This window comes from Xanthobacter aminoxidans (assembly GCF_023571765.1).
GTDB lineage: Bacteria > Pseudomonadota > Alphaproteobacteria > Rhizobiales > Xanthobacteraceae > Xanthobacter > Xanthobacter aminoxidans.
In genome coordinates this window covers 13859-38082 of sequence record NZ_JAMJXC010000031.1, presented here as the reverse complement: position 1 = coordinate 38082, position 24224 = coordinate 13859, and the positions used below count along the sequence as shown (strand labels likewise).

Here is a 24224-nt window from a genome sequence, read left to right as displayed (position 1 = left end):
GCGAGACGACCGTGACGCCGGCGGACCCTGAGATGCCCTCGGTCGGCAAGACCCTCCACGTCGCAAGGTCCCGCCGGCGTCCCCGATCCCAATCCCAAGGGATCGACAACGCAACATGCAATCCACGTCGCGCCGATTGGGCGATGGCCGAAGACATATTCCCGGCCGATCCACGTGGATGGCCGGGACAAGCCCGGCCATGACGGCGGTGAAAATCGTGGCGGCGGGCTGAGGCGGCTGCCGCCTGACCCTCACAGCACCGGGCGCCAGTAGACCGGCTGGTAGCGGTAGCCGTCGCCCTGCTTCTCCAGAAAGGCCGCGCCGGGGAACGGGAAGTGATAGCCCGCAACCATGATGCGCTCCGCCGCGAGGCGATCGTAGGTCTTGCGTCGCACCGCCTCGGCCGCCGCGGGGTCCATGTCGAACGCGGCGTGCCAGCCGGGGTTGGCGACGAACAGGGCCGGCAGATTGGTGAGGTCGGACTGGATGAAGAGGGTGTCGAAGCCCGACTCCAGCTCGAAGGAGGTGTGCCCCGGCGTATGGCCCGGCGTGCCGACCGCCTTCAGGCCCGGCGCCAGCTCCTTGTCCCAGGCGTAGCGCTCCACCTTGCCCTCGAAGGGCTTGAACACCCGGCGCACGTTCTGGAACCCGGCCTTGAGGCCATCCGGCGCGCGGCTCATCTGGCCGTCGTCCATCCAGAAGGCCCATTCCTTCTCCGGCACCATGAGCTGGGCCTTGGGGAAGGCCGGCGTGCCGTCGGCGAGGACGAGGCCGTTGATGTGGTCCTGGTGGAAGTGGGAGATGACCACCTGATCGATGGAGGCGGGGTCGATCTCCAGATCCTGAAGGGTGCCGCGCACGAGGCCCACGGGGCCGGCCTGCCCGCCATTGCCGGTGTCCACGAGCACCTTGCGCCCGCCGATGTCGAGCAGCAGGACGGTGAAGGAGATGGGCACCTCGTTCTCGGGCAGGAAGGCGCCCTTGAGGGCCGCGTTCACCTTGTCCTTGGGCTGGTTGCGCACGAACGTGTCGGACAGGGGGATGGTGCGCATGCCGTCGGAGATGGCCGTCACCACCACGTCGCCCACCTTGTAGCGATAGGCGCTGGGCACCTGCATCGCGCTGGCGGTCTTCGTCGGATCGGGATTGGGGGCGGGGGTGGATTGGGTGCCGGCGACGGGCGGGGCGGCATTCTTGGCGGGGGCCTGCTGGGCAGCGGCACCACCCACTGCGCCGGCGAGCGCACCGGCCATGCCGGCCGTACCGGCCAGAAGGGTCCGACGGGAAACCTCGGTCATCCAATTCTCCTCGGGGCGTGACGCGCCGGGAGATTAGGACACGCCTTCAAGGCAGGTCGATGCCGGAACGAAAACGCCGCGCTCACATCCCTGCGAGCGCGGCGTTTCGAATCGTAAGCGGGACCAAAAGCTTAGCCGCAGGGATCAGCGCACCGCCGATCCCGGCACCCGCTCAGCGCACCGGCGGCGCGTACTGGATGCCGCCCATGCTCCACAGCTGGTTGATGCCGCGCGGGATGCCCAGCTTGGAGGCGGCGCCCACGTTGCGCTCGAAGCTCTCGCCGTAATTGCCCACCGCCTTGACGATGCGCACGACGAAGTCCTTCGTCACGCCCAGCTCCTCGCCGTAATTGCCCTCATTGCCCACGAGGCGCTTCACCTCGGGCTTCTGGGACTTCAGCGCGGCGTCGATGGTGTTGGTGGCGACGCCGAGTTCCTCGGCGTTGATCATCGCGTACACCGTCCACTTCACCAGATTGAACCACTGGTCGTCGCCCTGGCGGACGACGGGGCCGAGGGGCTCCTTGGAGATCACGTCGGGCAGCACGATGTGGTCACCGGGCTTGGCCATGGTGAGGCGCAGCGCATAGAGCTGCGATACGTCGGTGGTGAGCGTGTCGCACTTGCCGTCCTCGTAGGCCTTCACCAGCTCGCCGGAGGTGGGCAGCGTCACCAGCTCCAGCGTCATGCCGTTGGCGGCGAAATAGTCCTTGGTGTTGCTCTCGGCGGTGGTGCCCGCCTGGACGCAGACCTTGGACTTGTCGAGTTCGAGGGCGGACGTGACCTTGCGGGCGTCGCGCACCAGGAAGCCCTGGCCGTCATAATAGTTGATGGCGGCGAAGAGCAGGCCGAGCTTGGCCTCGCGCTCCAGCGTCCAGGTGGAGTTGCGCGAGAGCACGTCGATCTCGCCCTTGGTGAGGGCGGGGAAGCGCTCGTCCGCCGTCAGCGGCACGTACTTCACCTTGTTCGGGTCGTCGAAGATGGCCGCCGCCATCGCCTTGCAGACGTCGACGTCGAAGCCGGTCCACTTGCCGGAGGCGTCCTGGGCGGAGAAGCCGGGGAGGCCCTTGGAGACGCCGCAGACCAGTTCGCCGCGGTCCTTCACGGTCTTGAGGGTCTGCGCCGTTGCCGCCGTTGCGCCGAGCGCAAGGGCCGCGCCGGCCAGTAGGGCCAGGATCGTCTTCATGAAGTCCCCCAGTGAAAATGTGTCGGAAAGGGCCGCTCTCAGAGAGCGGCCTGCTGGCGAACCACGACCTTCGTGCCCACCGGGACACGGCTGTAGAGGTCGATGATCTCGCTGTTCACGAGGCGGAAGCAGCCCGAGGACACGGCGTAGCCGATGGTCTGCGGCTGGTTGGTGCCGTGGATGCGGTAGACGGTGCCGCCGATGTAGAGCGCGCGGGCGCCCATCGGGTTGCCGGGGCCGCCGGCCATGAAGCGCGGCAGGTAGGGCTGGCGCTGGATCATCTCGGACGGCGGGGTCCAGTCCGGCCACTCGGCCTTGCGCTCGATGGACTTGAGGCCCGACCACTGGAAGCCGTCACGGCCCACGCCGATGCCGTAGCGCATGGCGCGGTTGTCGCCCTGCACCAGGTACAGGAAGCGCTCGTTCGTGTGGATCACGATGGTGCCGGGCTTCTCGGTGGTGCGGAAGTACACCGGCTGGTGGCGGAACTGCGGGTCGAGCTGGGCGACGTCGTCATCCGGCGCCGTGAGGCCCGGCTGCTCGTCGATGTCCATCACCGCGCCGGGGCCGCCGCGCGGGCCGACCTGGGCGCTGGCGCCGGTCGCAAAGGCAAACACGCCCACCTGAAGCAGGGCGGCGAAGGTCAAGGTCTTGATCGTCACAGGCATCATGCCGGCCTCTTCTAGACGCATCCCGGGCTATGAACCCGGTCGAGCGGTGTCCTCCCGATCGTGCCGCCCCCAAGGCGCCCCGACCGGTTTCCCACCCCGCGTGACCCGCCCTGCCCTCCGAAAAAAGGCCCTCCCTGGACCTTTCCGGAACGACGCCGGCATGGCGAACACTCACGACCCCGCATTCCGATTAGCCGAGGCCGCGCGCGAGGGAAAGGGGGGACGCAGCCGAAGCACTGAAGCATTTTGGTCCTGAAGGATTGCTGAACGGTATCCGGAGCGTGGATCGCGCGTTTTTCCGGGTCCGGAGCTGTCGCCGGCCTTGCAGGGGCGCCCGGTTCGGCCCCGGCGTCGGGCGGCGCGCTTTACGCGGCGCCATGGCCTCGCCTAAAAGGGCGCGCTTAATGAAAAGGCCTACCTGCGAGGTGCGCAGGAGTGGGCCGCAAGGAGCTTCGACATGATTTCCCTGACCTTCCCCGACGGCGCCAAGCGCGATTATGCCGAGGGGACGTCCGGCGCGGACATCGCCGCCGCCATCTCCAAATCCCTCGCCAAGAAGGCCGTCGCCGTCACCCTCGACGGGGAACTGGCCGACCTCGCCCAGCCCATCACCCGCGACGCGAAGATCGAGATCGTCACCCGCGACGATCCCCGCGCGCTGGAGCTGATCCGGCACGACTGCTCGCACGTGATGGCGGAAGCCGTGCAGGAGCTGTGGCCGGGCACGCAGGTGACCATCGGCCCGGTGATCGACAACGGCTTCTATTACGACTTCGCCCGCAACGCCCCCTTCACCTCGGAAGACCTGCCGGTCATCGAGGCGAAGATGCGCGAGATCATCGCCCGCGACCGCCCCTTCACCAAGGAAGTGTGGACGCGCGAGGAGGCCAAGCGCGTGTTCGCCGCCAAGGGCGAGAACTACAAGGTCGAGCTGGTCGACGCGATCCCGGAAGACCAGGACGTGAAGATCTACAAGCAGGGCGAATGGTTCGACCTCTGCCGCGGCCCGCACATGCCCTCCACGGGCAAGATCGGCACCGCCTTCAAGCTGATGAAGGTGGCCGGTGCCTACTGGCGCGGTGATTCGAACAACCCGATGCTCACCCGCATCTACGGCACCGCCTGGCAGGACGAGAAGGAGCTCGGCGCCTATCTCCACCGCCTGGAGGAGGCCGAGAAGCGCGACCACCGCCGCCTCGGCCGGGAGATGGACCTCTTCCACTTCCAGGAGGAAGGCCCCGGCACGGTGTTCTGGCATCCCAAGGGCTGGACCCTGTTCCAGGAGTTGGTGGCCTACATGCGCCGCCGGCTGAAGGCCGACTACAGCGAGGTCAACGCCCCGCAGGTGCTCGACCACTCGCTCTGGGAGACCTCCGGTCACTGGGGCTGGTACAGGGAGAACATGTTCAAGGTCCAGTCCGCCGGCGACGAGACCAAGGACGAGCGCGTGTTCGCGCTGAAGCCCATGAACTGCCCCGGCCATGTGCAGATCTTCAAGCACGGGCTGAAGAGCTATCGCGACCTGCCCATGCGCCTCGCCGAGTTCGGCGCGGTGCACCGCTACGAGCCCTCCGGCGCGCTACATGGGCTCATGCGCGTGCGCGGCTTCACCCAGGACGACGCCCACATCTTCTGTACCGAGGAGCAGATGGCGGCAGAGTGCCTGAAGATCAACGATCTCATCCTCTCCACCTATGCCGATTTCGGCTTCGAGGAGATCGTGGTGAAGCTCTCCACCCGGCCGGAGAAGCGCGTCGGCTCGGATGCCGTGTGGGATCACGCCGAAGAGGTGATGACCCGCGTGCTGGCCGAGATCGAGGCCCAGTCGGGCGGGCGCATCAAGACCGGCATCCTGCCTGGCGAAGGCGCCTTCTACGGTCCCAAGTTCGAGTACACGCTGAAGGATGCCATCGGCCGCGAATGGCAGTGCGGCACCACGCAGGTGGACTTCAACCTGCCGGAGCGGTTCGGCGCCTTCTATGTGGATGCGGACGGCCAGAAGAAGACGCCGGTCATGATCCACCGCGCCATCTGCGGCTCCATGGAGCGCTTCACCGGCATCCTCATCGAGCACTTCGCCGGGCACTTCCCGCTGTGGCTCGCCCCCACGCAGGTGGTGGTCGCCACCATCACCTCGGATGCGGACGACTATGCCGCCGAGGTGGTGGACGCGCTGAAGGCGGCGGGGCTCAGGGCCGAACTCGACCTGCGCAACGAGAAGATCAACCTCAAGGTGCGCGAGCACTCGCTGTCCAAGGTGCCGGTGCTGCTGGTGGCGGGCAAGAAGGAGGCGGCCGAACGCACCCTCTCCATCCGCCGCCTCGGCTCCAACGCCCAGACCTCCGGGTCTCTGGACGAGGTGATCGCCGCGCTGGTGGACGAGGCCGTGCCGCCGGACCTCAAGCGCAAGACGCTGGCCGCCAAGGCGGCGTAAGCTGGATCGCGCGGGCGGGGCTCAGGCTCCGCCCGCCGCACGCCCTGCCCGCCGCGCGCACCGGTCAGAATTTGTAGCCGATGCCCATGCGGATGGCCTGCTGGTTCAGGTCCTGCAGGATCGTGGAATTGGTGCCCACCGAGTTCTCGGAGCTGTCGAAGCCGGTGTAGCGATATTCGAGGCGGGCGGTGAAGTGATCGGAGAGGGCCTGCTCGACGCCGGCGCCCACGGTCCAGCCCGGACGGGTTTCGCTGTAGGCGTGGAACGATTTTCCCAGCCGCCACAGATTGTTGAAGACATCGGCATAGGCGACGCCGCCCGTCACATAGACGAGCGTGCGGTCGAATGCATAGCCAAGGCGCGCGCGCAGCGAGGCCTGCCAGCTCTCGTCCACCGCATGGCCGTAGAGGTAGTTGGTGAAAGGGCTGGAGAAGGCCGAGGTGCCGGTGACTGCGGACCCTTCGATATCGCCCTCGATGCCGAGCACGATGTGGTCCACCTGCCAGTTGAAGGCGGCATAGGCACCGCCCACGATGCCGTCGGCCCCGGTGGAATAGGCCGGGCATTTGTTGCGGCCCCAATTGCAATCCTGCCCGCTCGCCTGCGCCCAGGCATATCCGACGTCCAGACCTACAGTGAAGCCGGTCCAGGAAAAGGCCGGCGTCTCCACCGGGGGCGCCGCCAGGGCGCCATGGGGGGCACCGAGGATCAAGGCGAGCGACGCGACTACGGCGGCGGAAGAACGAGCGCGCATGGGGCGACCTCAAGGGAGAGACCAACGGGGACTGGAAGACACTGCTGCAACGCAGCGCGTGCAGCATGCGGCCCCACCCGCACCCCCCGCAAGGCGGCAGGGAACTTGAGCTGAACAGTTTCGCTTGTGTGTCTTTTGGGAAACGCACGCGCCGGCCGAGGGGCCGATTATTTCCTCAGCGTCGCGAAATAGGCCGCGAGGTCCGCCGCCTCGGTGCGGGTGAGGGAGACCTGCGGCATCTGCGGGTGCGGCTTCAGCAGACGGAAGGCCAGCCAGGAACCAGACGGAGCGCCGGAGACGTCGCCGTCACGGGCGGCGATGGCGGCGAAGGTGGGGGCGTCGCTGGCGGCGCTCTGGGGCGCGGTGCCGACCACATGGCAGCTGGCGCACCAGCGCTCGGCGAGCGAGCGCCCGGCCGCGGCGTCGGCGGCGCGGGCGGGCGCGGCGGCGAGAAACGGCGAGGCGAGGCTCAAGGCGACGAGGGCGGGGAGCGCGACGACGCCGGTCGCGCGCGGGAAGAAACGCACCATGGGAACCCTCCGGACGGGATGGCGGCCGGGCGTCACTTCGCCAGAACCTCCACCTCCTGATTCTTGCCGGCCTCGACCTTGATGTCGCGGCTGTAATTCTTGCCGTCCTTGCGGGCGATGACGGAATAGTCGCCTTCCGAGAGCACGATGGTCGGGAAGGCGCCGATGGATTCCTTGATGGTGTCGCCGCCGGGCGTGATGACCGTCCACTGGGTGTCGGCCTGCGCCTCGCCGTGCGCCACCTTCACCAGCTTCAGGCTGATCTGCGCCGCCCGGTGGTGGACCGTGGCATCGGTGAGCTTGCCGGGCTGGACGATCACGTCCGCGCGCACCACGGCGTTGGCGTCGCCATAGGTGGAGACCACGTGATAGGTGCCCTCCGGCAGCAGCACCACATCGCCGGCGGCGGCGCCGCGATAATAGGGCTGGCTGGAGGTGCGGCCCTGCAGGAAGGAGCCCTCGAAGATGTCGAAGGTGAGCCTCTGGGCGGGGATCGGCTTGTCGTCCACGTCGGCGGCGAGGCGCAGGGCGCCGGCCGGAAGGTCGAACGCCTGCCGGCGCGAGACCGGCCCCATCTGCACCCGCTGCGCCGTGGTGGCGAAGCCGTAGCTGACGTGGACGATGTAGCCGCCCGGATTGAGGAAGAAGACGGGCGCGTGCTCCGAACTTTCCGCCACCAGCGGGAAGGCGCCGGTGGAGGCCTCGGGCTGGTCGGCGAAGACGCGCCAGACGAGGCCGCGCGAAATGGGGCCGCCTTCCGCACCGAAACGGGCATAGACGCCCAACGCCGCCTTGCCGGGAGGGGCCGGCGGCAGCACCGCATGGGGCTCGCGACCCGACTGGCCGGCCTGCGCCGAGGGACCCGGCTGTCCGGGCGGCGGCGGCAGGCCCGGAGGCAGGCCGGTCGGCCGTGCGGCGGGCGGCGTACCGAACGGCCCGGCGGGCGGCGGCGCGGCGGATGGGCCGAGGAACTGCATGGACTGCGCCGCGGCCGGCCCTGTGCCCGCAACGAGCCCCAGGGGGGCCATCACGGCCCAGAGACCCAGCACAACCACCCGCATCGCGCGCCCGGCCGCCAGCATCCGCGCGGCCGGGGCGGCCGGTCCGGGGCGGCGGAGGCGAGGGAAAGCACGAGCGAAGCGGATCATGCCTCCTGACGTGCACAAAATTCGGGGCGGATTCAAGTCACCCGCCGCGTCAGCCTGCGGCCGGTTGCCGCCGCGCCCGCGCGGTTCCTTCCCGGGCGGGCCCTCTGTAGATTGCCCCGGACCCCTTTCATCGGAAGCCATTGCCCCATGACTGTTGTGAGCCCCGAGACCATCGCCCTCCTCGCCGCCCGCCGCTCCTCGCGCGTCATCGATCTTGTCGCCCCCGGCCCCTCGCCGGAGGAGCTGGACACCATCCTCACCATCGGCGCGCGGGTGCCGGACCATGGCAAGCTCGCCCCCTGGCGCTTCATCGTGCTGGAGGGGGACGGCCGCGACCGGGCCGGCGCCCTGCTGGCGGAGGCGCTCGCGGCATCCGATCCCGGCGTCGGCGAGAAGCGGCTGGAGGACGAGCGCGCCCGCTTCCTGCGCGCGCCGCTGGTGGTGGCGGTGGTGTCGCGCGCGGCGCCGCATGTGAAGATCCCGGAATACGAGCAGCTGCTGTCGGCGGCCGCCGCCTGCCAGAACATCCTCGTCGCCTGCGCGGCGCTGGGCTACGGCGCCACCTGGCTCACCGAATGGACGACCTACGACGCCAACGCCCGCGCGGCGCTGGGCCTCGAAGAGTTCGAGCGCTTCGTCGGCTTCATCTATATCGGCACCGCCACCCAGAAGCTGGAAGACCGCCCTCGCCCGCCCCTCGCGGCTGTGGTGACGCGGTTCTGAGGGGGCGCGCACGCATCACCCGCTCTCGCACCCCGGACGCATGAAGCGCCAACGGAATGCAAGCCGGGGTCCAGCGCAAGGCGCCGCCGCAGGCGCTTCCTGATCCCGCCGCCCTCGGGCTTTGCCCCGCTGCGCGGGAACTCTTGCGCTGGACCCCGGATCGGCGCTCCGGCGGCGCCGTCGCTTGTCCGGGGAACCGGGGGGCCTCCCCCCTCACTCATCCGCCAGCGGATGCAGGTCGCGCACCATGCTCTTGAGGCGTTCGTCGAGAACGTGGGTGTAGATCTGGGTGGTTGAGACATCGGCATGGCCGAGCAGGGTCTGCACCACCCGGAGGTCCGCGCCGTGCGCCAGAAGATGGCTGGCGAAGGCGTGGCGCAGCACGTGGGGGGAGAGCTTGGCGGGGTCGAGCCCGGCCGCCAGTGCCAGCTCCTTCAGGTCCCGCGCCGCCTGCTGGCGGGTGACGTAGCCGCTCTCGCTGGAAGACGGAAACAGCCAGCGCGACGCCTCCAGCCCCGCCGCCTTGCGCGCATCGAGATAGGCGGCCATGGCCGTCCGCGCGGGGTCGGACAGGGGCACGAGCCGTTCCTTGCGCCCCTTGCCGGTGACGAGGATGGCATCGCCCTTGGCCCGCGCGGCGGCGGCCGGCAGCGACACCAGTTCGGAAATGCGCAGGCCGCTGGCGTAGAGCAGTTCGACCACGGCGGCGGTGCGCCGGCGCTTCAGCATCTCCGCGCGCGCCTTGGCTGCTGCCTCCCCCTCCGCCGCCGGGACCTCCGCCGCACGCGCGTGGGCGGTCTCGATCAGAGTGGAGACCTCCTCCACCGTCAGCACCTTGGGCAGGGGCCGCCCGCGCCTTGGGCCTTCCAGCACGGCGGCGGGATCGTCGCCCCGATGCCCCTCAGCATAGAGGAAGCGGAAGAACTGGCGCACGGCGGAGAGGCGCCGCGCCACGGTGGTGGCCTTGTAGCCACGGGCGGAGAGATCGGCGAGCCAGTCGCGGATGGCCTGCGTGTCGGCGGTCGCGATGGCGCGGGGGGCGAGAAACTCGGCGAGGTCGGTCAGGTCGCGCCGGTAGGCGTCCAGCGTGTTGGCGCCCGCGCCGCGCTCCACCGCCTGCATGTCGAGGAACAGCGCGAGCGGGCCCTGGGCCGGCGCGCCGGGCGTGGTCATTTGCCGATCTTTTCGGGGGCGACGGTGAAGGAGAGTTCCCGCTCCTGCGGCTCCACCCGTGTGGCGAGCGCCCACAGAGCGGCATAGCCGAGGCCGCCGAGCACGGCCAGCACCACCAGAATGCGGAAGAGCGTGGGCATCGCTGCCTCCATCAGGTGCGGGCGCGAATCGCCCGCGGGCACCCCTCTTTCGCCAGAGGTGCCACGGCCCGCGCCGCCGTTCAAGGCGAGGCGCTGTCCCCATGCCTTTCGGCACCAGCGACGCAGCGTCGCCTTGGACGGGCGGGGCGGCGGGTGCTTTGCTGCCGCCTCCCAACAAGGAGGAAATGATGAGCGACATCTGGTTCAAGGCGGGCGAGGCGACGGTGCTGGCGGCGGACGGGCAGGCGACGGATGCCATGCCGGAAGTACTGATCGGCTCGGTGCGCGGCCCGGTGGGTCAGGCCTTCGCCTCCATGATGGGGCAGGTGCAGGGCCACACCCGCATGTTCGTGGTGCGCGACCTCAACCAGATGGTGCGCCCCGCGACGATGATGACCACCAAGGCCACCATCCACACCGCCGAATATGTGGAACTGCTGGGCGGCGTGGTGCAGGCGGCCATGGGCGACGCCATCGTCGATTGCGTCAGCGAGGGCATCATCCCCAAGGACCAGGTGGACGAGCTGGCCATGATCATCATGGTGTGGCTGGACCCCCGCTGCGCCGAGGACCCCAACCTCGACAAGGCTGACCTCTACCGCACCAATTACGAGGCGACCAAGCTCGCCATCTCCCGCGCGCTCAAGGGCGAGCCGTCCATCGACAAGCTGATCGCCAACCGCAAGAGCGTGAAGCACTACGCCCTCGAGGGCGTCATCGAGTACTGACGCGCGGTCACGGTGACGTTGGTGGAGCCGGACCCGCCGCTCGGCTAGGGTCCGGCTTCCGCCGGTGGTCAGGGGGGCGGGTCCGGCCGATTTTTCCGGGCCGGCCCCGTCATCCGCCCGGCCGCGTGCCGCGTATCGAGAGCATGAATGTCGCCGAGCCCAGTCTCATCGTCGAACTGCCGAAGCCGCGTCGCACCCGAACGGTGCCCAACGGCGGCATTCGTCCGGGCGGAGCGAGCGCCATGAGCGTCCAGCCTGCCGAGCCACGGGTCGCCGCCTCAGGGGCGGAGCTGAGCGCGCTCATCGTCGCCATCGCCACGCGGGCCGATCGCGAGGCCTTCGGCCGGCTGTTCCGCCATTTCGCGCCGCGGGTGAAATCCTATCTCGTGCGCAGCGGGCTCCCGGCCAATGCCGCCGAGGAGCTGGCGCAGGAAACCCTGCTGACGGTGTGGCGCAAGGCGGCCTATTTCGACCCCACCCGCGCCGCCGCCTCCACCTGGATCTTCACCATCGCCCGCAACCTCTCCATCGACCTCAAGCGCCGCGAGCGCTATGGTGATACCTACAAAGCGGAGACGCACGAGGACGAGGTGGACGAGACCTCGGGCGAGACCATCCTCATGACCGCCGAGCGGGAAGCGCGGGTGCGCGCCGCCCTCGCCAAGCTGTCGGAGGAACAGGCCACCATCGTCCGCCTCTCCTTCTTTCAGGAGAAGCCCCATTCGCAGATCGCGCAGGAGCTGGGCATTCCGCTGGGCACCGCCAAGTCGCGCGTGCGCCTCGCGCTCAATCGTCTGCGCGCTTTGCTGGAAGACCTGAAATGAGTGCTTCGACCCATCCCGGCACCGAGACCCTGCTGCGCTACGCGGCGGGCACGCTGCCGGCCGGTCCCCGCCTGCTGGTGGATGTGCATCTCGACGGCTGTCCCGAATGCCGCGCGACGGTGGCGCGGCTGATGTCCGTCGGCGGCGCGCTGCTGGACACCTGCGAACCCCTCGCCCTCGCCCCCGATGCGCTTGACCGCGCACTGGCGCGGCTCGACGGCCTCTCCCCACGCCGTAATCCCGCTGCGCTCCATCATGCGGAAGCCGCCGGAGCACCATCGCCGAAGCGCTGGCCGCTGCCCGAGGGGCTGAAGCTGCCGCCCGGCGTGGTGCTGCCGCCGGCCATTGCGTCGCGCCGCATCGGCCGTCTGGTGCCGGTGGCGCCGGGGGTGCGGCTCGGCCTCGTGCATCTGGAAGAAGACCCGGACGCGCAGGTGCTGCTGTTCCGCATCGCGCCGGGGCGGGCCATTCCCCAGCACACCCATGCGGGGCTGGAATTCACCCACGTGATCTGCGGTGGCTTCAGCGACCCCGATGGCCATTACGGCCCCGGCGATCTGGTGGAATGCGATGGCGACGTGGACCATTCCCCCCGCGTGGACGACGACGGCGAATGCATCTGCCTCGCCGCCTTCGACGGCCGCATCCGCTTCCGCGGCCTGCTCGGCATGGTGACGCGGCCGTTTATCTGAGGGGTCGGGCGTTTCTTCGCTCAAACGCCGCGCGGGCTTTAGCGTTACTTCCGCTCAGACGCCGCGCGGGCTTTGACGTTTCCTCCGCTCAAACGCCGCGCGGGCTTGGCCCCCGCCCTCAGAAGTGACTACGCGTCACGCCCTTCTTCACCACCGCCAGCGCCTCGGTGAGGTCGCTCGCCAGCTCCGCCTTCTGGACGGGGCCGAGGAAGCGGCCCACGGGCACGGTGCGCTTGCCGCTGATGAGGGCGACATCCAGCGTCCCGTGCTCCTCGTCGTCCTCGCGCCACAGGCGGGTCCAGAACGGGTTGAGCCGTGTGGTGGAGGGGCGCCCCGCCGCCGGCTCGCGGCGGATTTCCACGAGGCTGGGCGTGACGAGGATATGTTCGCGCGCCCGGGCCGAGCGGAAGCTGGCGCGGAAGGCGATGTACATCAGCAGCACATCGAGGCCGAAGAAGCCGAAGATCGGCCACGCCCCCATGGCGAGGAAGGCGACGCCCGACACGAAGCTCACCGCCCCGATGCCCGCCATCACCCAGAAGAAGCCGCGCCGGGAGAGGGACCGGTGCGGGGCGAGCGTGACCGCATAGACGACGGGCTCGTCTTGAGCCTGCGCGTCCGTCTCGGGTGCGATGTCTCGGTCGCTGGTCTGGGGCATTGCTCGGCAGTATACCCGAAAAATGCCGCGCAGGATCAATCCGCCCAAACCCGCCGTCCTCCCGGAGGCTGACGCCGCCAAGCCCCCGCGCCCCATGCGCGCGACGAAGGGGGCAAAGGTCGCGGCCGGCGCGTCGGGAACCACCGGGAAGGGGGCGAAAGCCCCGCCCGTGGCCCCGGCCAAGGGCAAGGCGGCCAAGGCTCCGGCAAGCGGCACGGCGAAGGCGGCCCCAGCGTCAAAGGCTTCAGCCGGCAAGGTCGCGGGCGGCAAGACGTCTACCGGGACCAAGCCCGCCGGCAAAACCGCCGCCCCCCCACCAGCCCCCCTCCCTCGCCGCAACAAGGCGGTGGCCAATGCGGCGGCGGCGGTGCATGGCAAGACGGTCTCGCCGTGGTCCGATGCCGAGATCACCGAGGCCTTCACCCGCTTCGAGGCGCAGGACCCGGAGCCCAAGGGCGAGCTGGACCACACCGACGCCTTCACCCTGCTCGTCGCCGTGGTGCTGTCCGCCCAGGCCACCGACACCGGCGTGAACAAAGCGACCAAGGGCCTGTTCGCCGCCGCCTCCACCCCCGCCGCCATGGTGGCGCTGGGGGAGGATGAGGTGGCGCACCACATCCGCACCCTCGGCCTGTTCCGGGGTAAGGCGAAGAATGTGGTTGAACTCTCCCGCCTGCTGCTGGAACGCCATGCCGGCATCGTACCCAAGGACCGGGAGGCGCTGGAGGCGCTGCCCGGCGTGGGGCGCAAGACGGCCAATGTGGTGCTGAACATCGCCTTCGGCGTGCCCACCATCGCCGTGGACACCCACCTCTTCCGCGTCGCCAACCGCACCGGCCTTGCCCCCGGCGCGACGCCGCTGGCGGTGGAGCTGGGGCTGGAGGCCCGCATCCCAGACCGCTTCAAGCTGCACGCCCACCACTGGCTCATCCTGCACGGCCGCTACATTTGCAAGGCGACGAAGCCCGCGTGCAGCCGCTGCCTCATCACCGACCTCTGCCGCTGGCCGGAGAAGAATTTCTGAGGGGCATAGCCTCCCCTCTCCCCTCGAAGTCGGCTGATGCCGACTTCCACTTTCACGAACCGAACTCGGCAACAGCCGAGTTCGGGCGGGAGAGGGGTTGGGGGTGAGGGGGCGGCCTCTCATTGCCCAACGTCATCCCCCGGCTTGTCCGGGGGATCCACTCCTCAGCCGGCTGGGTCTCAGGTTTCCTGCACCCCACATGCGGCCCGGTGGATGCCCCGGACAAGCCGGGGCATGACGGTGCGAAAAGGCCTCCCCGCCCGAAAGCGGAGAGGCCCCTTCATCACGCCACCAGCCGCATCACGCCGCCAGCCAACTCACGCCGCCAGTCCTTTGGCCAGTTCCATGGCCTGCCGCTCGAACAGGCGGCGGTAGAGGCCGCCTTCGCGGCGGACCAGCGTGTCGTGGTCGCCCTCCTCCACGATGCGGCCCCTGTCGAACACCATCAGGCGATCGAGGGAGCGCACCGTGGACAGGCGGTGGGCGATGACCAGGGTGGTGCGCCCCACCATCAGCCGCTCCATGGCATCCTGGATCGCCGCTTCCGATTCCGAATCGAGGCTGGAGGTGGCCTCGTCCAGGATCAGGATGGGCGCATCCGCGAGGAAGGCCCGGGCGATGGCGATGCGCTGGCGCTCGCCGCCGGAGAGCTTCACGCCCCGCTCGCCCACCAGCGTGCCGTAGCTGCGCGGCAGGCGAGCGATGAAGTCGGCCGCATTGGCCAGCTCCGCGGCCCGCCGGATCTCCTCGAACGAGGCATCCGGCCGGCCATAGGCGATGTTCTCCATCAGCGAGCGGTGGAACAGCACCGGCTCCTGCTGCACCACGGCGATGGCGCGGCGCAGGGAGCCCTGCGTCACGTCCCGTACGTCCTGCCCGTCCACGGTGACGCGACCGGAGGTCACGTCGTGCATCCGCTGGATGAGCTTGACGAACGTGGTCTTGCCCGAGCCCGAATGCCCCACGAGGCCCACCCGCTCCCCCGCCGGGATGGTGACGGAGAGGTTCTCGTAGAGCGGCTTGTCGTGGCCGCCATAGTGGAAGGTCACGTTCTCGAACGCGATCGTCCCCTCCTCCACCTGCACCGGCACCGCCTTCGGGGCATCGGAGACGCCCACGGTCTGGTGGTGGATCTCCACCAGCTCCTCCAGCTCGTTCATGGAGCGCTGGAGATTGTGGACGTGCATGCCGATGTCACGCAGGTAGGAGTGGATGACGAGGTAGGAGGTGAGCACATAGGCCACATCGCCCGCGCTCGCCTGCCCCTGATGCCACAGCACCAAAGCCGTCCCGATGATGGACGCCTGAAGCGCCACCAGCGCCAGAAGCTGCGCCGTGCCGGCCCAGGTGGCCGCCATCCAGGTGCGGTAGGTGCGGGCGTTCCACTTGCCGAGCACCCGCTCCAGCCGCTTCTCCTCGCGGGCCTCGGCGCCATAGCCCTTCACCACGGCGTTGCAGCCCACCGCATCCGCCAGTACGCCGCCCACCCGCGTGTCCCACGCATTGGAGAGGCGCGCCGCCGGGGCGACGTAGTTCAGCGAGAGGGCCAGCGTGAGCCCGATGAAGGCCACCGCCCCCACCGCCACCACAGCGCCCAGCACCGGCCAGTTCCAGCCGAGCAGCAACGCCGTGCCGCCCAGCGCCACCACGGAGGGGAACAGCGCCACCAAAAGGGTGTCGTGCAGCACGTCGAGGGACCACATGCCGCGCGAGATCTTGCGCACGGTGGAGCCGGCGAAGGACGAGGCGTGCCAGTCCGACGAGAAGCGCTGCACCCGCGCGAAGGCGTCGGCCGCCACGTCCGACATCATGCGCAAAGTGAGCCGCACGATGATGAAGTAGGTGGCATGCCGCGCGCTCACCATCGTGACGCCGAGGCCGACGATGGCGAGGAAGGCCATGGTCGCGAGGTGCCAGGCCGTCTCCCGGTCTGCGAGGGACAGGGCGTCGATCAGCCGGCCGGCGAACAGCGGCACCAGCACCTCGGCGAGGGTGGAGACGAGGACGGCGGCCAGAGTGGCCGCGATGATTCCCTTCCGCTTCGCCCAATGGGTGAAGAGGAAAGCGAAGATGGCGCGGAACGACACCCCGCGCTTGTGGGTCTGGAACAACGACATGACACGATCCGGCCGCGCCGCATGGGGCGCCAGAGGCCGGTCCCTGATTCGAACGGGGACACGCGGCGCATGGCGCCGCAGATGACGGGGTCACGCGGCGCGCGACGCCGCGAAAGGATGAGGACAGGGGCGCGTCAGCGGCTGCCCGCGCCGCGCAGGAGCGCAGGCGGGTGGCGGACCACGGGCCCCTGGATGTCCGAAAAGCTAGCGGCGGAAGCCGGGCTGGCGGGGAATCACATCCGTGCAATGGGCGCGGCGGAGAATGCCGCGTGGCACAGCGGGGGTGGAGAACGCGGTAGTGCTCATGGACGTGACCCCTCCCTGCCGGATGTTGATTCCGCGCGGCCCTGGAGCGGGCGGCGCCTGCGGTATGGACGGCCGATCTGCCGCGGTCCAGACCCTTTCGCAGGCGGCCATGAGACGCTAAGGTCGCGGCGCTTTTTTGGACAAGCATGGGCGGAACCATGGCGGACACCGGCATTCCCCACTTCTGCAACGACCTCGGCGTCACCGTCATCGAGGTGGGCAGCAAGGAATTCATGTGCATCGGTGCGAAGCCGCCCTTCGACCATCCGCACATCTTCATCGATCTCGGCGACGACGACGAGCACGTGTGCCCCTACTGCTCCACGCTCTACCGCTACAACCCGGCGCTCGCCGCCGGCGCGGCGAAGCCGGAAGCGGCCGTGTGGCACGGCGAGCCCGCGGCCAAATCCGCCGCGTGACGCGCCGGCCGCTAACGGCCCGGCTCACAAGACCCGCGGCCTGACCGCCGCGGAACACCCGTCTGACCCAATCCTCGGCCTGCTGCCCCCTGGCCTGATCCCCGCGGCCTGATCGCCGCCGCAAAGAAAGACTATCCGGCCGGCTCCTTCACGGAGCCGGGTCCTGCCATGGCCGATCCCATCCCCTTCCGGGCGAAACCCCGCACCGCCGCGCGCAGCGCCGTGGTGGTCGGCGCAGGCATCGGCGGGCTCGCCTGCGCCATCGCCCTGCGCCGTGCCGGCCTCACCGTCCAGGTGGTGGAGCAGGCGCGCAAGCTGCGCGAGGTGGGCGCCGGCCTCCAGCTGACCCCCAACGCCACCCGCATCATCCGCGAGTTCGGCCTCTTGCCGCGCCTCGAACAGGTGGCGGTGACGCCGCGCTCCCTCGATGTGAGGAGCGGCGCCAGCGGCGCCACCATCACCCGCGCCCATTACGGCCCCGCCGCCGCGCGCTATGGCGCGCCCTTCCTCGTGGTGCACCGCGCCGATCTGCAGAATCTCCTCGCCGAGGCGGCGCAGGCCGAGGGCGTGCTGATCGCGCTCGGGGCCGAACTTACCGCCGTGGAGCCCGCCTTTGGCGGCGTGCGGGCGGTGGTGAAGCAGGGCGAGAATCTCATCGCCCACGGCGCGGACATCCTCGTCGGCGCCGACGGCGTGCGCTCGGCGGTGCGGGCGCATCTCGGCGTCGCGCGGCCGCCGGTGTTCGCCCAGCGCCTCGCCTACCGGGCCACCATTCCCGTGCCGGCCCGCCATCCGCCGGACGTGCGGCTCTACATGGGGCGCGATGCCCATCTCGTGGTCTATCCGGTGAAGGGCGGGGCGACGCTGAACCTCGTCGCCATCGTCAAGCACACCGAGCCGGTGGCCCGCTGGAGCGCGCCGGGCGACGGCGCCGCCGTCCACGCCGCCTTCGCCGACTGGGCGCCGGAGGTGCGCGAGCTGCTGAAGGCCGCGCCGCATTTCCTGTGCTGGGGCCTCTACGACATCGATCCCCTGCCCCGCTGGAGCACCGGCCGCGTGACGCTTCTGGGCGATGCCGCCCACGCCATGCTGCCCTTCCTTGCCCAGGGCGCGGCGCAGGGCATCGAGGATGCCGCCGCCCTCGCCCGCTCGCTCCAGAAGGAGACCGACGCCGCCACCGCCCTCAAGGCCTACGAGGCCGAGCGTCTCGGCCGCACCGCGCGCATCCAGTCTGAGGCGCGGCGCAACGGCATGGTCTACCACCTCTCCGGCGCCCCCCGCCTCGCCCGCGATCTGGTGCTCCGCCGGCAAGGCGCGGCGCTGCTGGATCGGTATGGGTGGATTTATAAGGTGTGAGGGGCGGGCGGCGCGGCTCTGTCGCTCCGAACCGGCCGAGCCCCCTCTCCCTCTCCCTTTTCGCGCGTCATTGCCCGGCTCGTCCGGGCGATCCACCCCGCCGCCTGCGCGATGCCCCAACGATTGCCCCGGCCCACCCGTGGATCGCCCGGACGAGCCGGGCGATGACGGTGTTGTAAGGGGGAACAGCCCCTTCCACCCAACCGTCTGGCCTCCCTCTCCCCTTGCGGGAGAGGGCTGGGGTGAGGGGTGTGGCACCCTTTGTCCCAGCGCGGCCTAGGTCCGAGCAGCCCCCTCACCCCCGCCCCCTCTCCCGCCGGGCCTCGGCTGTTGCCGAGTCCCGTTCGTGAAGGTCGAAGTCGGCAACAGCCGACTTCGAGGGGAGAGGGGAGGCATCCCCCCGCTGGACCTTCCGCGCGCGCCATGCTATCCGCCCGCCCCATTCTCGTGAGGGGACCATGGGCCTTCGGCTTCAGCGACGACGACCGGACACGCTGCGCATGCGCGCACGCGCCGTCACGCCCGCCTGAAGCCGGCCCGCCGAACTCGCGGGCCTTCTGCCCTGCCTTGCGAGTTTTCCCCATGACCGAGCTTCCCTTGTCCATCGCCGTGGAGACGGCCGCCGACGACGCGGCCATCGACCGGCTGCATGAGCGCACCTTCGGCCCCGGCCGGTTCGCCCGCACCGCCTTCCGCATCCGGGAGCAGACGGGGCACGAGCGCGCCCTCTCCTTCACGGCGCGGGTCGGCACCATGCTGGTGGGATCGGTGCGGCTCACGCGGATCTCCATCGGCGCCACGCCGGCCCTGCTGCTCGGCCCGCTCACGGTGGAGCCGCCGTTCCAGTCGGTGGGCATCGGCGCGCGGCTGATGGAGCATGCGCTGGACGTGGCGCGGGCGCAGGGCCATCGCCTCGTCGTGCTGGTGGGGGACGAGCCCTATTACGCCCGCTTCGGCTTCCGCCGCGTGCCCTTCGGGCAGGTGACGCTGCCCGGCCCGGTGGACCCCGGCCGCCTCCTCGTAGCCGAGCTGGTCGAGGGCGCCTTTGCCGGCGTGTCCGGCATGGTCAGCGGTGCCCGCTGACACGCGCCGGTTACGCCCTTGGTCTAAGGCACAACTGGCGGGGCGGCTCGCGCTCCGTTAGCGTGGTACCGAGATGCGAAACGGCCCGGCAGTACGCCGCTGGGCCGGGGAGGACGGCGCCGCCACGGCGCTGCCAAAGGCGTTCCCGCGCACCGCATCGGCGATGAAAGAGGGAGGAAGGACGATGACGTCTGGGATCATGCGGCACTCGCGCGCCCTGTTGGCGGCGGCGGCGATCGGCGCCCTGTTGACGGGCGCGGCCAAGGCCGAAGACACCACGGTGAAGCTCGGCGTGCTCAACGACATGTCCGGCGTCTACGCCGACATTTCCGGGCCCGGCTCGGTGGTCGCGGCGCAGATGGCAGCCGAAGACTTCATGGCCAAGAACAAGGGCTTCAAGGTCGAGGTCGTGGGTGCCGACCACCAGAACAAGCCGGACGTGGGCGCCTCCATCGCCCGCAAGTGGTACGACCAGGAGAATGTGGACGCCATTCTCGACGTGACCACCTCCTCGGTGGCGCTGGCGGTGAGCGACATCACCAAGGAGAAGAACAGGATCTTCCTCGTCTCCGGCGGCGGCACGTCCGACCTCACCGGCGCCAAGTGCTCGCCCAACACGGTTCACTGGACCTACGACACCTGGGCGCTCGCCAACGGCACCGGATCGGCCCTCACAAAGCAGGGCGGCTCGCCGTGGTTCTTCATTACCGCCGACTACGCCTTCGGCGCGGCGCTGGAGCGCGACGCCTCGGCGGCGGTGAAGGCAGCCGGCGGCAAGGTGGCGGGCAGCGTGAAGCACCCCCTCTCCAACACCGACTTCTCCTCCTTCCTGCTGCAGGCGCAGTCCTCCGGCGCCAAGGTCATCGGCCTCGCCAATGCCGGCAACGACCTCATCACCGCGGTGAAGCAGGCCTCCGAATTCGGCATCACCCAGGGCGGCCAGCAGCTCGCCGGCCTGCTCATCTTCTCGTCCGACGTGAAGGCCCTCGGCCTCCAGGCGGCGCAGGGCCTGGTGCTCACCGACGCCTTCTACTGGGACCTGAACGACGACACCCGCGCCTTCTCCAAGCGCTTCGGGGCCAAGTTCAACGGCAAGATGCCCACCAGCGCCCAGGCCGGCGTCTATTCCAGCGCCATGCACTATCTGAACGCCATCAAGGACGCCAAGACCAAGGACGCGCCCAAGGTGATGGAGCAGATGCGCGCCACCCCCATCAATGACCCGCTGTTCGGCAAGGGCGAGATCCGCATCGACGGCCGCGCCATCCACCCCATGTACCTCTTGAAGGTGAAGAAGCCCGCCGACAGCAAGGGCGAGTGGGACCTGTTCGAAGTGGTCTCCACCATCCCCGCCAACGAGGCCTTCCGCCCCCTCAAGGATGGCAATTGCCCGCTGGTGAAGTGAGCCGCGACGCTTAAAGGCCGGCGCCGCCTCCCGAGGGCGGCGCCGGCTTTTTTGTTTGGGGGGCGGCGGAGCGGTCGGTGGCGACGCACCGACGGAACGAAAAGTTATTTTCTATCAATTAGTTCAACAGTTAAATGTGATTTTTGACTTAAGTGTTGCAATCGGCCAGCCATGGCCTGATCCTGATTGCAACAGTTTCGCTGGAAATCCGTTATGCCTGTTGAGGCCATTGAAATTCATGAATTAAATAAGGATCAGCTGCGGGAGCGGGTGAATACCGCCCAGCGCTACGCGGCCTGGCGGGACGCACACGCCCAGCGGTCCGGCTTTCGCGGCTCGCTGGTGTGGCATCGCAGCGGCGGCGGTGAATACCTGCTGCGCAGCTATTATGATGGCGCGGGGGTCCGCCGGCAGAAGACCGAAGGCCCGCGCTCACCCGAGACGGAGCATCTCAAGGCGCAATGGGACGCCCAGCGCGAGGCCGCCACGGAGCGGGAAAAGGCGCTCCAGATCGTCCTTGAGCGGCAAGCAGCGATCAACCGCGCGCTCATGCTCGGCCGCGTGCCCCTCCTCGGGGCGCGCATCATCCGGGCGCTGGATGCGGCGGGCCTGCTCGGACACGGCATCCGCATCGTGGGCACCAACGCGGTCTATGCCTATGAGGCGTCGGCCGGAGTGACGGTGGATGCAAGCGTCACGACCACCGAGGACATCGACCTGCTCGTGGACGCGCGCCGCACGCTGCGGCTCGCCGCCTCCGACGAGATTGCGGGGGGAGCCCTCATCTCTTTGCTGCGCAGGGTCGATCGCTCGTTCGAGCGGACCCGGCAGAATTTTCGGGCCGCCAATCGCGACGGATACCTTGTGGACCTCATCACCCCGCAGGCCGATCCGCCGTGGCGTGCGGGCGAGGTGCGGATCGGCACGGCGGACGACGAACTCACCGCCGTTCCCATCGATGGCCTCACCTGGCTCGAAAGCGCGCCAGCCTTCGAGGCGGTGGCCATCGACGAGCGCGGGGCGCCCCTGCGGATCGTGGCCACCGATCCGCGGGTGTTCGCCGCGCACAAATTCTGGCTTTCCGCCCAACCGGGTCGCGACCCGCTGAAGCGACGGCGCGATGCCGCCCAGGCTGCCGCCGTCGGACGCATCGTCGGGCGGTATCTGACCCACCTGCCTTATGTGGCCGACGACCTCAGGATGCTGCCGCGCCCGGTGTTCGAGACCGCGCGTCCGCTTTTCGAGGCCGACGCGCCATAGCCCTCACCCCCGCCCCAGCACCACTGCCGCCGCCAGCACCAATGCCATGGCGAGGTCGGAGACCATGGCGATGGTTTCGGTGCGGGTCTTGCCCGCCCGCAGCGCGTGCTTCACCCCGGCGAGGAGATAGAACAGCCCGCCGCCCACCGCGGCGGGCAGGAGGAAGGACGGAAAGGCGAGGGAGAGGAGGCCGAGGAGGCCGAAGGTCAGGTTGGCGAAGCCCAGCTCCTGCACGATCACCTGCGCCTTGGGATCGGAGATCTCGAAGATGGTCTCAGCCGTGAAGGCCGGCTGCGTCACCTGCTTCAGGCCCGCAAGCCCCAGCCGCGCGCCGACACCCCAGACCACGAACCACTTCAGCACCAGTGGTGCCAGTGGCCCACCCGCCGCCAGCACCTCGAAAAGGATGCTCGCGAGCGGGGCGATCAGCATCAGCACGAGGATGGCGGCGAGGTACATGGGGGGTCGCTCCCGGCGGGGGGCGCACAGCTTAGCTTTTGCTCGGAAATTCAAAAGGCGCTTCCGCCATCACAATCGTCATACCCGGCCTTGTGCCGGGTATCCACGTCGGCCCGAGCGGGCGCACGTGCCAGGCATTCATTCCCAGCCGTGCCACGTGGATGGCCGGGACAAGCCCGGCCATGACGGCAGTAGGGCGGCCCCAAAACGAAGAACGGCGGGCCGAGGCCCGCCGTCCGTTCATTTTCACTGTCGGAAGAACCCGCGGATCACTCCGCGCCTTCCACCTTGTGGCGTTTTGTCGAACCCGCGGATCACTCCGCGGCTTCGACCTGCGGCCGGCCGCGGGCGAGGCGCTCGCGCTTGAGCAGTTCGGCCACCAGGAAAGCGGTCTCGATGGCCTGCTCGGCGTTGAGGCGCGGATCGCAGTAGGTGTGGTAGCGGTCGCGCAGGTCCTCGTCCGAGATGGCGCGGGCGCCGCCGGTGCATTCGGTGACGTTCTTGCCGGTCATCTCCAGATGCACGCCGCCGGCGAAGGTGCCTTCGGCCGCATGGATGTCGAAGAAGGAGCGGATCTCCGACTGCACCCGCTCGAACGGGCGGGTCTTGTAGCCGGAGGCGGCCTTGATGGTGTTGCCGTGCATGGGATCGCACGACCACGCCACGGTGCGGCCTTCCTTCTCCACCGCGCGGATGAGGCCCGGCAGGTAGTCGCCCACCTTGTCGGCGCCGAAGCGGCAGATCAGCGTGATGCGGCCCGCCTCATTGTCCGGCTGGAGGATGTCCAGCAGGCGGATGAGGCCCTCCGGGGAGATGGAGGGGCCGCACTTGATGCCGATCGGGTTGCGGATGCCGCGGAAGTACTCGACATGCGCATGGTCCGGCTGGCGGGTGCGGTCGCCGATCCACAGCAGGTGGCCGGAGGTCGCGTACCAGTCGCCCGACGTGGAATCGACGCGGGTCAGGGCCTGTTCGTAGCCAAGCAGGAGCGCCTCGTGGCTCGTGAAGAAATCCGTCGAGCTCATCTCGGGATGGCTCTTGGGATCGATCCCGCAGGCGCGCATGAAGTCCAGCGCCTCCGTGATCCGGTTCGCCAGTTCCTGATACCGCGAGGACTGGGGCGAATCCTTCACGAACCCCAGCATCCAAGCATGGGCGTTGGCGAGGTTGGCATAGCCGCCGTTGGCGAAGGCGCGCAGAAGGTTGAGCGTCGCCGCCGACTGGCGGTAGGCATCGAGCTGCCGGCGCGGGTCCGGAATGCGGGCGGCTTCCGTGAAGGCGATGTCGTTGATGATGTCGCCGCGGTAGCTGGGCAGCGTCACGCCGTTCTCGGTCTCGGTGTCCGAGGACCGGGGCTTGGCGAACTGCCCGGCGATGCGGCCGACCTTCACCACCGGCGAGCCGCCGGCGAACGTCAGCACCACCGCCATCTGCAGGAAGACGCGGAAGAAATCGCGGATGTTGTCGGCCGAATGCTCGTCGAAGCTCTCGGCGCAGTCGCCGCCCTGCAAGAGGAAGGCTTCGCCGCGGGCGACCTTGGCGATCTCGGCCTTCAGGCGGCGCGCCTCACCTGCAAACACAAGCGGCGGGTAGGAGGCGAGCTTCTTCTCGACCTCCTCGAGCTGCGCCTTGTCTGGATAAGACGGCATCTGGAGGCCGGGATAAAATCGCCAGCTATCCGGACGCCAGCCTTCGGCGCGGCGGGGAGCCTCGGCGCCAGGGACGGGAGCGGACTGCGGGCGGGTCACCATTTGACTCTCCATTTGCATAAGGCCGGCCGGTTGTCCGGTCCGGTCCGTCCCGCTGGTGCGCCTCCGGCGTTCCTCTTGTGTTCGC

At 69.3% G+C, this 24224-nt stretch carries 23 protein-coding genes; 11 read left to right on the top strand and 12 right to left on the bottom strand.

Annotation, left to right across the window (positions count from 1 at the left end; genetic code table 11):
- Positions 1 to 251 precede the first annotated feature (251 nt).
- The 3 genes from EJ105_RS26425 to EJ105_RS26415 form a co-directional block, all read right to left on the bottom strand.
- A complete protein-coding gene (locus tag EJ105_RS26425) occupies positions 252 to 1298 on the bottom strand; it encodes an MBL fold metallo-hydrolase (RefSeq protein ID WP_250168691.1) in 1047 nt (348 codons plus the stop codon).
- Positions 1299 to 1470: 172 nt separating this feature from the next.
- Entirely contained in the window at positions 1471 to 2484 is a 1014-nt protein-coding gene (locus EJ105_RS26420; RefSeq protein ID WP_029559042.1) for an amino acid ABC transporter substrate-binding protein, read from the bottom strand.
- Positions 2485 to 2522: 38 nt separating this feature from the next.
- Positions 2523 to 3155: a L,D-transpeptidase gene (locus EJ105_RS26415; RefSeq protein WP_250168690.1), complete on the bottom strand. Its 633-nt coding sequence runs from the start codon at positions 3153 to 3155 to the stop codon at positions 2523 to 2525.
- Between the two features lie 457 nt (positions 3156 to 3612).
- On the opposite strand from EJ105_RS26415, the gene thrS reads away from it, so the two are divergent.
- The gene (thrS, locus tag EJ105_RS26410) at positions 3613 to 5589 is read left to right on the top strand and encodes a threonine--tRNA ligase (protein ID WP_250168689.1); all 1977 of its coding nucleotides are present in this window, start codon (positions 3613 to 3615) and stop codon (positions 5587 to 5589) included.
- 64 nt (positions 5590 to 5653) lie between these two features.
- Here thrS and EJ105_RS26405 read toward each other — a convergent pair whose 3' ends face one another.
- The 3 genes from EJ105_RS26405 to EJ105_RS27935 all read right to left on the bottom strand — a co-directional run bounded on the left by EJ105_RS26405 (position 5654) and on the right by EJ105_RS27935 (position 7850).
- Positions 5654 to 6343 (bottom strand): outer membrane protein, encoded by a 690-nt coding sequence (locus tag EJ105_RS26405; RefSeq protein WP_051679323.1) that lies wholly within the window; start codon positions 6341 to 6343, stop codon positions 5654 to 5656.
- Between the two features lie 167 nt (positions 6344 to 6510).
- Positions 6511 to 6873 (bottom strand): c-type cytochrome, encoded by a 363-nt coding sequence (locus EJ105_RS26400; protein ID WP_250168688.1) that lies wholly within the window; start codon positions 6871 to 6873, stop codon positions 6511 to 6513.
- Positions 6874 to 6905: 32 nt separating this feature from the next.
- Entirely contained in the window at positions 6906 to 7850 is a 945-nt protein-coding gene (locus tag EJ105_RS27935; RefSeq protein WP_284145660.1) for a hypothetical protein, read from the bottom strand.
- A gap of 318 nt (positions 7851 to 8168) precedes the next feature.
- Between EJ105_RS27935 and EJ105_RS26390 the strand changes: the two genes are divergently transcribed.
- Positions 8169 to 8744, top strand: a complete 576-nt coding sequence (locus EJ105_RS26390) for a nitroreductase family protein (RefSeq protein ID WP_250168687.1) — start codon at positions 8169 to 8171, stop codon at positions 8742 to 8744.
- Between the two features lie 213 nt (positions 8745 to 8957).
- Here the strand turns inward: EJ105_RS26390 and EJ105_RS26385 are convergent, their stop codons facing one another.
- A complete protein-coding gene (locus EJ105_RS26385) occupies positions 8958 to 9917 on the bottom strand; it encodes a site-specific tyrosine recombinase XerD (protein ID WP_250168686.1) in 960 nt (319 codons plus the stop codon).
- Positions 9914 to 10057, bottom strand: coding sequence for a hypothetical protein (locus EJ105_RS26380; RefSeq protein WP_024278335.1), 144 nt, complete (start codon positions 10055 to 10057; stop codon positions 9914 to 9916). Before EJ105_RS26380 ends, EJ105_RS26385 begins: the two co-directional genes overlap by 4 nt.
- A gap of 188 nt (positions 10058 to 10245) precedes the next feature.
- On the opposite strand from EJ105_RS26380, the gene fae reads away from it, so the two are divergent.
- The 3 genes from fae to EJ105_RS26365 all read left to right on the top strand — a co-directional run bounded on the left by fae (position 10246) and on the right by EJ105_RS26365 (position 12301).
- On the top strand, positions 10246 to 10785 hold the full coding sequence (fae, locus tag EJ105_RS26375; RefSeq protein ID WP_250168685.1) for a formaldehyde-activating enzyme: 540 nt from the start codon (positions 10246 to 10248) through the stop codon (positions 10783 to 10785).
- Positions 10786 to 11027: 242 nt separating this feature from the next.
- Complete coding sequence (locus EJ105_RS26370; protein ID WP_250168684.1) at positions 11028 to 11609, top strand: sigma-70 family RNA polymerase sigma factor; 582 nt, start codon at positions 11028 to 11030, stop codon at positions 11607 to 11609.
- The gene (locus EJ105_RS26365; protein WP_250168683.1) at positions 11606 to 12301 is read left to right on the top strand and encodes a ChrR family anti-sigma-E factor; all 696 of its coding nucleotides are present in this window, start codon (positions 11606 to 11608) and stop codon (positions 12299 to 12301) included. Before EJ105_RS26370 ends, EJ105_RS26365 begins: the two co-directional genes overlap by 4 nt.
- 118 nt (positions 12302 to 12419) lie before the next feature.
- Here EJ105_RS26365 and EJ105_RS26360 read toward each other — a convergent pair whose 3' ends face one another.
- The gene (locus EJ105_RS26360; RefSeq protein WP_250168682.1) at positions 12420 to 12959 is read right to left on the bottom strand and encodes a DUF2244 domain-containing protein; all 540 of its coding nucleotides are present in this window, start codon (positions 12957 to 12959) and stop codon (positions 12420 to 12422) included.
- A 169-nt stretch (positions 12960 to 13128) separates the two neighbouring features.
- On the opposite strand from EJ105_RS26360, the gene nth reads away from it, so the two are divergent.
- A complete protein-coding gene (nth, locus tag EJ105_RS26355; RefSeq protein ID WP_250168681.1) occupies positions 13129 to 13983 on the top strand; it encodes an endonuclease III in 855 nt (284 codons plus the stop codon).
- Between the two features lie 317 nt (positions 13984 to 14300).
- Here nth and EJ105_RS26350 read toward each other — a convergent pair whose 3' ends face one another.
- Positions 14301 to 16100: an ABC transporter ATP-binding protein gene (locus EJ105_RS26350; RefSeq protein WP_250168680.1), complete on the bottom strand. Its 1800-nt coding sequence runs from the start codon at positions 16098 to 16100 to the stop codon at positions 14301 to 14303.
- 464 nt (positions 16101 to 16564) lie between these two features.
- Between EJ105_RS26350 and EJ105_RS26345 the strand changes: the two genes are divergently transcribed.
- From EJ105_RS26345 to EJ105_RS26325, 5 genes are all read left to right on the top strand, one after another.
- Positions 16565 to 16825 carry a zinc-finger domain-containing protein gene (locus EJ105_RS26345; RefSeq protein ID WP_024278328.1) on the top strand — a complete coding sequence of 87 codons (261 nt, stop codon included), beginning with the start codon at positions 16565 to 16567 and terminating at the stop codon, positions 16823 to 16825.
- A gap of 168 nt (positions 16826 to 16993) precedes the next feature.
- The gene (locus EJ105_RS26340; protein ID WP_250168679.1) at positions 16994 to 18181 is read left to right on the top strand and encodes an FAD-dependent monooxygenase; all 1188 of its coding nucleotides are present in this window, start codon (positions 16994 to 16996) and stop codon (positions 18179 to 18181) included.
- Positions 18182 to 18763: 582 nt separating this feature from the next.
- Positions 18764 to 19264 (top strand): GNAT family N-acetyltransferase, encoded by a 501-nt coding sequence (locus tag EJ105_RS26335; RefSeq protein ID WP_250168678.1) that lies wholly within the window; start codon positions 18764 to 18766, stop codon positions 19262 to 19264.
- A 184-nt stretch (positions 19265 to 19448) separates the two neighbouring features.
- Positions 19449 to 20669, top strand: coding sequence for an ABC transporter substrate-binding protein (locus EJ105_RS26330; protein ID WP_250168677.1), 1221 nt, complete (start codon positions 19449 to 19451; stop codon positions 20667 to 20669).
- A gap of 270 nt (positions 20670 to 20939) precedes the next feature.
- The gene (locus tag EJ105_RS26325; protein WP_250168676.1) at positions 20940 to 21929 is read left to right on the top strand and encodes a GSU2403 family nucleotidyltransferase fold protein; all 990 of its coding nucleotides are present in this window, start codon (positions 20940 to 20942) and stop codon (positions 21927 to 21929) included.
- A gap of 3 nt (positions 21930 to 21932) precedes the next feature.
- Here EJ105_RS26325 and EJ105_RS26320 read toward each other — a convergent pair whose 3' ends face one another.
- A complete protein-coding gene (locus EJ105_RS26320) occupies positions 21933 to 22388 on the bottom strand; it encodes a DUF6790 family protein (protein ID WP_250168675.1) in 456 nt (151 codons plus the stop codon).
- 314 nt (positions 22389 to 22702) lie between these two features.
- Positions 22703 to 24139 carry a class II 3-deoxy-7-phosphoheptulonate synthase gene (locus EJ105_RS26315; RefSeq protein WP_029559062.1) on the bottom strand — a complete coding sequence of 479 codons (1437 nt, stop codon included), beginning with the start codon at positions 24137 to 24139 and terminating at the stop codon, positions 22703 to 22705.
- Positions 24140 to 24224 lie beyond the last annotated feature (85 nt).